The organism is Streptomyces sp. NPDC001889, assembly GCF_053594535.1.
This window is the reverse complement of the sequence record NZ_JBSFER010000046.1, coordinates 17,289-28,629: the sequence shown is the minus strand read 5'-3', so window position 1 is coordinate 28,629 and position 11,341 is coordinate 17,289. Positions and strand designations below refer to the sequence as shown.

Sequence of the window (11,341 nt, the reverse complement as noted above, 5' to 3'; positions counted from 1 at the left end):
CACCGATGTCCGACGTCCGCGTCGTCGTCATCGACTGCACGGATACGGGAGCGTCGCCACCGACGGCGACCGAGCCGACCTGGATCTGCCGGCTGACGCGCCGGTCGGCGAGCTTGGTCGGAACGGAAGGCATACCGAGAGAAATCGCGGTCATCTGCTGTGCAACCCCAAGGTGTGGATCGAGGTCCCGAAATCGGCGGGCTCCAGCAGTCGAGATTACGGCACCTCGGTCGCGCCGAGCACATCGCGCGCGGGGAGAGGCGCACGGACCCGCCGGAATGGTGAGCGGCCGGGCACTGAGTGCACCCGGCCGCTCATCTGTTCGGTTCCGGTCAGCTGATCTTGACGGGGTTGACGATGTCGGCGACCAGCACCAGCAGGGTGAAGCAGATGAAGATCCCGGCGACCACATAGGCGACCGGCATCAGCTTGGCCACGTCGAAGGGGCCGGGATCGGGCCGCCGGAAGAGCCGGGCGACCTTGCGGCGGAGCGACTCCCAGAGCGCTCCCGCGATATGCCCGCCGTCCAGCGGGAGCAGCGGGAGCATATTGAAGAGGAAGAGGGAGAGATTGAAGCCGGCGAGCAGCAGCATGAAGGTGGCGACGATGTTCTGGGTGGGCACATCGAGATTCATCACCTCGCCGCTGATGCGGGCGGCGCCGAGGACCCCGACCGGTGAGTCGTCCTTGCGCTCGCCGTCGCCGAAGGCCGCGTCCCAGAGGTCGGGGACCTTGGCGGGGAGGGCGATGATCGACTCCACACCGTTCTCGATCATGCCGCCCATGCGGTCGACCGAGTCGGGGAAGGAGAGCGGGATGATCTCCGTCTTGGCGACGAAGCCGAGGTAGCCGGCGTCGACATAGTCCTCGGGGACGACCTCGCCGTCGGCGTCCTTCCTGACCACCTCGTTCTCGATCAGCTCGGCGTGCAGGACCCGCTGCGCGCCGTCCCGCTCGACGGTGATGGTGGCGGGGCCGATGGTGTCGCGGATGCGCTCCGAGAGCTGGGGCCAGGCGGTCACCTTCTCGCCGTTGAAGGCGACGATCTCGTCTCCGGCCTTCAGCCCGGCGAGCTGGGCGGGCGAGACCGGGTCGCCCGGGGCGCACTTGTCGCGCTTCTCGCTCTGCTCGATCACGCATTTGGGGACGCCGGCGACCTCGGTGGTCTGGGTGGCGAATCCGAAGCTCATCGCGACACCGATGAAGATCACCACGGCGAGGATCAGATTCATGAAAGGCCCGGCGAACATCACGATGACGCGCTTCCACGGCTTGCGCGTGTAGAAGAGCCGCTTCTCGTCGCCCGGCTGGAGTTCCTCGTACGCGGCGGTGCGCGCGTCCTCGATCATTCCGCGCCAGGGGGAGGTGGAGCGGGCCTCCAGCCGTCCGTCCGCGCCGGGCGGGAACATTCCGATCATGCGAATGTAGCCGCCCATGGGGATGGCCTTGATCCCGTACTCCGTCTCGCCGCGGTGGCGGGACCAGAGGGTGGGGCCGAAGCCGACCATGTACTGCGGGACCCGGATACCGAAGAGCTTGGCCGTGGAGAGATGGCCGAGTTCGTGAAAGGCGATCGAGAACAACAGGCCCACGGCGAACAGCGCTATGCCGAGGACCGTCAACAGCAACGTCATGCGCGAGCCTCCGCTGTGGCTTTCCCTGCCAGTTCCCGGGCCCTGGTCCGGGCCCAGCTCTCCGCTTCCAGAACGTCGCCGACCGTCAGCGTGGTTCCCCCGGACGGCGCTCCGTGTTCGGCGACGACTTCGGTGACCGTATCCATGATTCCGTTGAACGGCAGCCGTCCGGCGAGGAACGCGTCCACGCACTCCTCATTGGCGGCATTGAACACCGCCGGGGCCGTCCCGCCCAGCTCCCCCACACGGCGGGCGAGTCCCACGGACGGAAACGCCTCGGTGTCCAGCGGGAAGAACTCCCAGGACGAGGCGCGGGTCCAGTCGAAGGCGGGCGCGGCGTCGGGCACCCGTTCGGGCCAGCCGATGCCGACGGCGATGGAACCGGTCATATCGGGCGGGGTGGCCTGGGCGATGGTCGAGCCGTCGATGAACTCCACCATGGAGTGAACATACGACTGCGGGTGGACGACGACCTCGATCCGGTCGAAGGGCACGTCGTAGAGGAGATGCGCCTCGATGACCTCCAGGCCCTTGTTGACCAGGGTGGCGCTGTTGACCGTGATCACCGGGCCCATGGCCCAGGTGGGGTGGTCGAGGGCCTCCTTGGGGGTGACGTCCGCGAGCTGCGCCCGGGTGCGGCCCCGGAAGGGCCCGCCGGACGCGGTGACGACGAGCTTGCGGACATCGGCCCGGGTGCCGGAGGCCAGCGACTGGAAGATCGCGGTGTGCTCGGAGTCCACGGGGATGATCTGGCCGGGCCGGGCGATGGCCTTCACCAGCGGCCCGCCGACGATGAGCGACTCCTTGTTGGCGAGGGCCAGGGTGCGGCCCGCCGTGAGGGCGGCGAGGGTCGGGGCGAGTCCGATGGAGCCGGTGATGCCGTTGAGCACGGTGTGGCACGCGGAGGCGGCCAGCTCGGCGGCGGCTCCGGGTCCGGCGAGGATCTCGGGCAGGGGCTCGCCGCCGTAGTTCGCCTCCAGCGCCTCGCGCAGCGCGGGCACGGCCTCCTCGCGGGCCACGGCGACCGTCGCGACCCGCAGCCGCCTGGCCTGCTCGGCCAGGAGACCCACCCGGCCGCCGGCCGCCGACAGGGCGGTGACGCGGAACCGGTCGGGGTTGCGGAGAACGAGGTCGATCGCCTGGGTTCCGATGGACCCGGTGGAGCCGAGGACGACGATGTCCCGGCGCCCTTCGGTCGGGTCGAAGGCGATATGCGGGTCGGCGAGGGGGGATGGGCTGTCGCTCATCCCCCCATTGTGGCCGTAAACCCGGCGCGGAAGGACAGCGGTGCCCGGGTCGGCTGACATCGGGACACCGGACGCCGCCGGTATCCGGGATTCCGGATTCGGCCGGCGCGGTACCGGCCGGGCGGGGCGGTCCGGGCGGGGCGGTCCGGGCGCGCCCGTGACCCGGGCCCCGCGCCCGTGACCCGCCCGTGCGCGGGACCCGCCCACGCACGGGGTCCGGCTCACGGACGGCGCGCCGCCTCAGCGGATCGGGCGGTGGACGTTCTCCCGGCCGGAGGGGCCGGGAGTGGCGTCCCCGATCCAGGGGCCCTCGCCGCTGGGGTCGACGATCCCCTCCTCCAGCCAGGCGTACCGCCCGGAGAGCACCCCGTCCACCACCCTGCCGTCGATGTCGTCGGTGTTGTTCCACAGCCGGCCGAACAGCTCCTCGACCCTGATCCGGGCCTGCCGGCAGAAGACGTCCGCCAGTTGATAGGCCTCACGGCCGTGCCCCTCGCCGGTGCGCAGCAGCTCCGCGCGGACACAGGCGGCGCTCATCGCGAACAGCTCCGCGCCGATGTCCACGATCCGCCCGAGGAACCCCTGCTTGGTCTCCATCCGCCCCTGCCAGCGGGACATGGCGTAGAAGGTGGACCGGGCGAGCTTGCGGGCCGAGCGCTCGACATAGCGCAGATGCCCGGCGAGATCCGGGTGGCCGGCCGGATGGAACTCGCCGTACGAGCCCGGCAGTCCGCCCGGGCCCGCGACCAGCCTCGGGAGCCAGCGGGCGTAGAACGCGGTGGCCTGCGCCCCCGCCCGCGCCTTGTCGCCGAGGGACTTCTCCGGGTCGATGAGGTCACCGGCGACCTTGAGGTGGGCGTCGACGGCCTCGCGGGCGATCAGCAGATGCATGATCTCGGTGGAGCCCTCGAAGATCCGGTTGATGCGCAGATCGCGCAGCATCTGCTCGGCCGGTACGGCGCGCTCGCCGCGCGCGGCCAGCGAGTCGGCGGTCTCGAAGCCGCGTCCGCCGCGGATCTGCACCAGCTCGTCCGCCATCAGCCAGGCCATCTCGGAGCCGTAGAGCTTGGCGAGCGCCGCCTCGATCCGGATGTCGTTGCGGTCCTCGTCGGCCATCTGGGAGGAGAGGTCGAGCACGGCCTCCAGGGCGAAGGTGGTCGCCGCGATGAAGGAGATCTTCGCTCCGACGGCCTCGTGCCGGGCGACCGGTTTGCCCCACTGCTCCCGTTCCGCCGACCACTCACGGGCGATCTTCAGACACCATTTGCCCGCGCCGACACACATGGCGGGGAGGGAGAGCCGCCCGGTGTTGAGGGTGGTCAAGGCGATCTTGAGCCCCGCGCCCTCCGCTCCGATCCGGTTGGCGGCCGGGACCCGGACCCCGTGGAAGCGGGTGACGCCGTTCTCCAGTCCGCGCAGGCCCATGAAGGTGTTGCGGTGCTCGACGGTGATGCCCTCGCTCCCGGCCTCGACCACGAAGGCGGTGATGCCGCCCCGGTGGCCCTCCGACGCCGGGACCCGGGCCATGACCACCAGGAGGTCGGCGACGACACCGTTGGTCGTCCACAGCTTGACGCCGTCCAGGACGTAGTCGTCGCCGTCGGGCACGGCCGTGGTGGCCAGGCGCGCGGGGTCCGAGCCGACATCGGGCTCGGTGAGGAGGAAGGCCGAGATGTCGGTACGGGCCAGCCGGGGCAGAAAGGTGTCCTTCTGCTCCTCGGTGCCGAAGGTCTTGAGCGGCTGCGGTACGCCGATGGACTGGTGGGCGGAGAGCAGGGCGCCGATCGCGGGGCTGGCGGTGCCGGCCAGGGCGAGCGCCCTGTTGTAGTACACCTGGGTGAGGCCCAGGCCGCCGTACTTGATGTCGATCTTCATCCCGAGCGCGCCGATCTCCCTGAGACCGTTGATCACCTCGTCGGGGATGCGGTCCTCGCGCTCGATGCGGGCGCCGTCGACGCGGGTCTCGCAGAATTCGCGGAGCCTGGCGAGGAACTCCTCGCCGCGCTGGGTGTCCTCGGCCGCGGGCAGCGGGTGCGGATGGATCAGATCGAGCCGGAAGCGGCCCAGGAAGAGTTCCTTGGCGAAGCTGGGCCTGCGCCAGTCCTGCTCGCGCGCGGCCTCGGCGACCTGCCGTGCCTCCTGCTCGGTGACCTTGGGGGGACGGTCCTTCTCCAGTGGTGCGGTCATGAGGTCCACCTCGCCGCGAGTCGGGAATCGGGAGTGGGGAGCCGGTCTCCTACCGACTGGTGCTACCCGTCCGTAGTACCCGATTCCGCGGGCTCCCACCAGTCTGCCGGGGGCAGTCGGGCGAGCGCCCGCCGCACCCGGAGCGGACCGGGCCCGGAACGGACCGCGGCCGGAGCCCCCGCACAGTGGGCTCCGGCCGCGGTCCGCACGCCGTTCCGGGTCCGGTGTGGTCCGGCCCGGCTCGGTCCGGTCCGGTGTGGTCCGGCCCGGCTCGGTCCGGCCCGGCTCGTTCCCGTCCGTTCCCGTCCGTTCCCGTCCGTACGGCCCGACAGCCGCGCGGCCGTCCTACAGCGCGAGTCCGGTGAGGACCAGCACGCGCTCATAGGTGTAGTCGTCCATCGCGTAGGCGACGCCCTCCCGGCCGACGCCGGACTGCTTGGCCCCGCCGTACGGCATCTGGTCGGCCCGGTAGGACGGCACATCGCCGATGATCACGCCGCCGACCTCCAGCGCCCGGTGGGCCCGGAAGGCGGTCCGCAGGTCGTGGGTGAAGACACCCGCCTGGAGGCCGTACTTGGAGTCGTTGACGGCGGCGAACGCCTCGGCCTCACCGTCCACCCGGGTGACCGTGAGGACCGGGCCGAAGATCTCCTCGCAGGCGACATCGGTGCCGGCCGGGACCTCGGTGAGGACGGTGGGCGCGTAGCTGGAGCCGGTACGGACGCCTCCGGTGAGCAGCTTCGCGCCGGCGGTGACCGCCTCGTCCACCCAGGACTCGACGCGCCGCGCCGCGTCCTCGCTGACCAGCGGGCCGACATCGGTGGCGTCGTCGGAGGGGTCGCCGGTGACCTGGGCCTCCACGGCGGCGACGATCCTCGGCAGCAGCCGGTCGTACACGGAGGTGTCGGCGATCACCCGCTGGACGGAGATGCAGGACTGGCCGCCCTGGTAGTTGGAGAAGGTGGCGATCCGGCTCGCCGCCCAGTCCAGGTCCTGCTCGGACGCCCAGTCGGACAGGACGACGGCGGCGCCGTTGCCGCCCAGCTCCAGGGTGCAGTGCTTGCGGGGGACCGAGTCCATGATCGCGTAACCGACCGGGCCGGAGCCGGTGAAGGAGATCACCGGGAGGCGCTCGTCCTGGACCAGGGCGGGCATCCGGTCGTTGGGGACCGTCAGCACGGACCAGGAGCCGGCCGGCAGATCGGTCTCGGCGAGCAGCTCGCCCAGGACCAGCGAGGAGAGCGGGGTGGCCGGGGCGGGCTTGAGGATGATGGGCGCGCCGACGGCGATGGCCGGGGCCACCTTGTGGGCGCTGAGGTTGAGCGGGAAGTTGAACGGCGCGATGCCGAGGACCACGCCCTTGGGGATGCGCCGGGTCAGGGCGAGCCGCCCGGTGCCGCCGGCGTCGGTGTCCAGGCGCTGGGCCTCGCCCCCGTTGAAGCGGCGGGCCTCCTCGGCGGCGAAGCGGAAGACCGAGACGGCGCGGCCGACCTCGCCGCGCGCCCACTTGACGGGCTTGCCGTTCTCGGCGGAGATCAGCCGGGCGATCTCCTCGGTGCGCTCCAGGAGGCGCCGGGAGACATGGTCGAGGGCCGCGGCGCGGACATGGGCCGGGGTGGCGGCGAACTCCTCGCGCACGGCGTGCGCGGCGGCGACGGCCTCCTCGACCTGGTCCTCGGTCGGGACGGAGACCGTGCCGACGAGACGTCCGTCCCACGAGTTGGTGACATCGAAGGAGGTCTCGCCGGTGGCCTGGCGGCCGGCGAGCCAGAAGGCGTGGGTGGAGGTCATGTCCCGGCCCTTCCGAGATAGGGGGTGCGTCCGACCACGGTAGGACCGCCGGGGCACTTCGAGGCTTGTCCGGGGTGGAGTGGTGGGGGTCGCTTCTCCGACGCATTGGCGCGTCCGTCGGGGGACGGCGGGGGCGGTCGGGGCGCGGGGCGGTCCGGGGCGGGCCACCCCGGCCACCCCCGACCGAACCGTTCAGAGGGACGGGTCGGCCTCCGTGGTCGACTTCAGGGCGAGCCACAGCTCCATCCGGACATCCGGATCGTCCAGCGACCGGCCGAGGATCTCCTCGACCCGCCGCATGCGGTAGCGCAGGGTGTGGCGGTGGACCCCGAGGTCCGCGGCGGCGGCGTCCCACTGCCCGTGCCGGGAGAGCCAGGCCCGCAGCGAGGCCACCAGATCGCCGCGGCCCTTCGCGTCGTGCTCGTGGAGCGCGCGCAGCATGCCGTCCGCGAAGGCCCGGACGGCGTCGTCGGCGAGAAGGGGAAGGAGGGAGCCCGCGGCCAGCTCCTCCTGCTCGACCAGGGCACGGCCGCGCCGGCGGGCGACCGAGAGGGCCTGCTCGGACTGTTTGTACGCGGCGGCCACCGCGACCGGTCCGGCGGGTGCGGAGAGCCCGATGACGAGTCCGGCCTCCTCGGCCTCCCCCGCCCCGTACGCGGCGGTGCAGGCGGCCAGCACGGCGCCCGCGTCGGCGGCGAGCACCACCAGGCGCTCCCCGTTGTCCGGGACGAGGAGCACGGCCTCCCCGGCACGGGCGGCGGCCGACTCCAGCAGCTCCGCGAGAGCCGCGACGGAGGACCCGGCCTGCTGTGCGGCCGCCTCGCCCGCCGGTTCCGCGATCAGCAGCCGGAAGGGGTTGTCCAGCAGGGTGCCGTAGAGGTCCCCGGCGGCGGCGCGGGCGTGGTCCGGGCGGCCCGAGAGCAGCATCCGCAGCACCGCGGCGCCGAGCCGCGCCTCCGCCTCCTGGAGGGAGCGCGAGCGGGCGGTGGAGAGGGTGAGCAGGGCGACGGCGGAGTGCACCGCGTACCGCTCGGCGGTGCCCAGGGCCGCGCCCGTGCCCACGGCGAGCGCGCCGCGCACCCGGCGTCCGCTGCCCAGGGACTGGAGCTCCACCCGGTCCTCCCCGGTGCCGGCGACCACGGCGCTCGCGGGGGCCGGGCGCTCCCGCAGCCGCTCCACGTCGGCGGTGAGCCGGGCGGCCCGGCGCCCGGCCCACTCCGGGGACGCGGCGACGACCGCGCCCGAGGCGTCGTACAGCGCCGCCCAGCCGTCGACGGTGGCGGCCAGCCGGCCGACGACCCCGGCCGGGCCGTCGGCGAGCGCCGCCCGGGTCAGCTCGCGCTGTGCCTCGAATCCGGCCGTCACCGACCGGTAGGTCTCCGCGGCGAGCGCCGCCGACACGGCTTTGCTGATGGCGAGGAAAGGGGTCCGGCGCGGCACGGCGAGCAGGGGGAAGTCCGCCTCGCGGGCGGCGTCGAGAAGAGCCGGCGGAATGTCCTCGTAGTACACACCGATCCCGAAGCCGAGCCCGACGACACCCGCGCCGGCCAGTCTGCGCACATAGCGGCGCATGGCCTCGGGGTCCTCGGCGTCCAGCGTCGACGCGGTGACGAGGAGGAGTTCGCCGCCCTCCATGTACGGGACCGGGTCGGCCAGCTCGCTGACGTGCGCCCAGCGCACAGGGGTCTCCAGCCGCCCTTCCCCGGCGCGCACGGTGAGCTTGAGCGCCGAGTGCTGGACGAGGGAGGCGAGCGTGAGCGGCATGGGACCCTTCAGAGAGCGTCGGGACCGCGCGCGGGCGAGATCCGGGACCGCGCCGTCCCGTATGAACGGCGTGCCCCGATTCTGCCAGCTCGTAGCAGGCAGTCCGGGGCATACCCGGCGCAATCCCGTCGGCGGGCCCTGATGCCGGGCCCCCGGGTCCCAGCCCCCGGGCCCCGGGACCTCAGGTCCTCAGGTCCACGAGCAGGGGCGGCGCGTGCTCGCCCCGTACGGAGGTCAGCGAGAGCACCGCGTGCCCGGCGGGCACCAGGTGGGCGAGGTCGGAGGCGGACCAGCGGGCACGCTCGACGTCCCGGACGGTGACCGCCTCGGCGGTGACGGCCTTCCCGGTGGCCAGGCGGCGCATCAGGTGCATGGCCTTGGTGAGCGGCTCGTCGGAGATGATCTGCCGGTTGGTGACATCGCGGGTCTGCACCCACTCGGTGCCCCAGGTCTCGGCGAACCGGTTGCCGTCCCAGGGCGCGAGCCCGGCGAAGGCCATCCGGCACCCGACGGCGCCGAGCAGCGGCCCGCGCAGCGGCTCGGGCACGTCCTCCAGGGTGCGCAGAGCGAGAAGGACTCCCGCGTTGACGGAGCGCAGCCGCTGCACGGCGCGCACGGCGTCGGCGGTGACGGTGGAGGTGGCGTCGTCCAGGACGAGCGCGGCGAACAGGGAGCGGTCGCGGCGGCCGAGGGCGGCCTCGGTGAACTGGGCGAGGATCAGCCGGGCGAGAATCCGGGACGCCTCGGCGTGGCCGCGCTCGGGCAGGTCGATCCGGACCCTGAGCGGGTGCTCGATGGCGCGCAGGGAGAAGGGGCGGCCGGCGCCGTCGGCGCGGAAGAAGCGGGCAAAGGCGGGCCGGTCGAGGAAGGCGATCCGCTCGGCGAGGAGGACGCCGATGTCGTCGGAGCGGGCGGACTGGCGCTCCCTGGCGTCCAGCTCGCGCAGTTGCGCGGCGTCCTCGGGGGCGCCCCGGGCCAGGAGCGCGGCCCGCAGCGCGGCGAGGGCGGCGGGCGCGCCGCCGAGGAGTTCACGCAGCTCCGGTACGCCGGGGAAGTGGCCGTGCACACCGCGGTACGGCCCGATCAGCTGGGCCAGCGCGGTGGCGGCGCGCCGGCTGTCGGCGAGATCGCCGACGAGTGCCTCGGCGACGATCCGGGCCGCCTCGTCGGGGTCGTCGGCGCCGCCGTACAGGTCCAGGTCGTGGGTGGAGTCGGCCCGCCCGACGGAAATCACCAGGTCGAACGCCTCATCCGGCGCGATCCCGGCCCCCTGCGCCCCCACCGCGACCACGGCGGCCCGGTTGGCCAGCGCCAGCAGGCACAACGACTCGACCACCGGCCGCACGAGCCGCACACTCTTCCCCGACCCGGACGGCCCGACGGCGAGCAGCGAGGTCCCGAGCAGGGAGGGGTCGAGGGCGACGCCGGTGGTGCGGCGGGCGTAGGGGTTGCGCTCGCCCTCCGCGACCGTCCCGATCTTCACCTGGGGCACGAAGAGGTCGTGCTGCGCGCCGCGCGACGGCAGGTCGCGGGCGCCCGACGGGTGGGTGAACGCGGTGGCTCCACGGCTGAGCACGCTCTCCGTGAACGCGTTCAGACGGGACGGATCGGCCTGGACGCTCTGCCAGGCACGGCGGAGCCGCGCGTAGTCGACATCGTTCATCCGCCCGGATCTGGCCTCGTCCGCCAGCCGGTCGGCGGCCGCGGTCTGCCCCGCGCCCCGGAGGTCGGGCCACTCGGCCGGGTCCGCCGCCGCTCCGGCCTCGATGGCGGGCGCCGGGCGTGCCTTGGGCCGGAAGGCTCCGAGGAGGGGCAGCAGATAGCGTCTGGCGACCTCGGCCCATCGGCCGAGCCGGGCGAAGAAGACCAGGACGGCCACGGCCAGCGCCAGCTCTATGGTGCGGCTGATGATCCCCTTGATCACGGCGTCGTCGGTCAGCTTGACCAGGGCGCTGGTCCAGTAGAGCGGGTCCAGCCAGTAGGGGATGTAGTAGTTGTCGTACAGCGACCAGAGCAGCACCATGGCGAGGAAGGAGATCAGTGCCCCGCTGAGCAGGCTCACTCCGGGGACCCGGTCGGGTTCCTTCTCCGGACGCGGCACATGGCCGTATCGCCAGGTTCCCAGCGGCGCCTCCGGCCTGCGGATGCGCAGCCACTCCCCCAGGGAGGGCCCCATCGTGGGCGCTGCCGTCGGCATGGGGGGCAGGAGCGGCTGAGGTGGCGGTCCCGCCGGGCGCGGTACGCCGCCGGCCCGGGTGCCCCGTGCGTCGTGGGTGCCCTCAGTGTCCATCTCGCCCCTCGTCCCCTGACCGGCTCAAGTCGTCGCGCTGCGCAGGCCATCAATCTAATGCCCGGGCATGGGGAGTTCATCGACCGTCGGCTCCCGGAGCAGCGGTTCACGGGAAGCGGGGCGCGATGCCGGTCCGCTTGCCCACCGCGGCCCCGGCTCGGGCCCGCCCGGCCGCCCCCCGAACCCCCGCCTATGTCCGGCACGGACAACCCCCCACCCCCAACACTCCCGAACGGCGCATGCCCACCCCCCTCCCCCACCCCTAGCCTGCGCAGGGAGAACACACAGTCCCACCCCACCGGGCCGAAGAGCCCAGCCCGACCGACCGGCCCGATCAGCCCGACCGACCGGCCCGATCAGCCCGACCGACCGGCCCGGCCCGATCACCCGGTCACGCCGACCCGATCACCCCGGCCCGGTCACCCCGG

Annotated in this window: 6 protein-coding genes and 1 pseudogene; all 7 read right to left on the bottom strand. The window is 73.1% G+C overall.

The genetic code is table 11. The features are described from left to right. Window positions 1-154: pseudogene (locus ACWCRA_RS34325) on the bottom strand (flavodoxin-dependent (E)-4-hydroxy-3-methylbut-2-enyl-diphosphate synthase); the annotation flags it as partial. Window positions 155-332: 178 nt separating this feature from the next. Further along, window positions 333-1,634: a M50 family metallopeptidase gene (locus ACWCRA_RS34320; RefSeq protein WP_351546295.1), complete on the bottom strand. Its 1,302-nt coding sequence runs from the start codon at window positions 1,632-1,634 to the stop codon at window positions 333-335. Beyond that, entirely contained in the window at window positions 1,631-2,881 is a 1,251-nt protein-coding gene (gene dxr, locus ACWCRA_RS34315; RefSeq protein ID WP_351546296.1) for a 1-deoxy-D-xylulose-5-phosphate reductoisomerase, read from the bottom strand. Before dxr ends, ACWCRA_RS34320 begins: the two co-directional genes overlap by 4 nt. 240 nt (window positions 2,882-3,121) lie before the next feature. Next, window positions 3,122-5,068, bottom strand: coding sequence for an acyl-CoA dehydrogenase family protein (locus ACWCRA_RS34310; protein ID WP_351546299.1), 1,947 nt, complete (start codon window positions 5,066-5,068; stop codon window positions 3,122-3,124). A gap of 345 nt (window positions 5,069-5,413) precedes the next feature. After that, entirely contained in the window at window positions 5,414-6,859 is a 1,446-nt protein-coding gene (locus ACWCRA_RS34305; RefSeq protein WP_451069384.1) for an aldehyde dehydrogenase family protein, read from the bottom strand. A 192-nt stretch (window positions 6,860-7,051) separates the two neighbouring features. Continuing rightward, window positions 7,052-8,623, bottom strand: a complete 1,572-nt coding sequence (locus ACWCRA_RS34300; RefSeq protein ID WP_351546304.1) for a PucR family transcriptional regulator — start codon at window positions 8,621-8,623, stop codon at window positions 7,052-7,054. 181 nt (window positions 8,624-8,804) lie between these two features. Then, on the bottom strand, window positions 8,805-10,913 hold the full coding sequence (locus tag ACWCRA_RS34295) for an ATP-binding protein (protein ID WP_451069383.1): 2,109 nt from the start codon (window positions 10,911-10,913) through the stop codon (window positions 8,805-8,807). Window positions 10,914-11,341 lie beyond the last annotated feature (428 nt).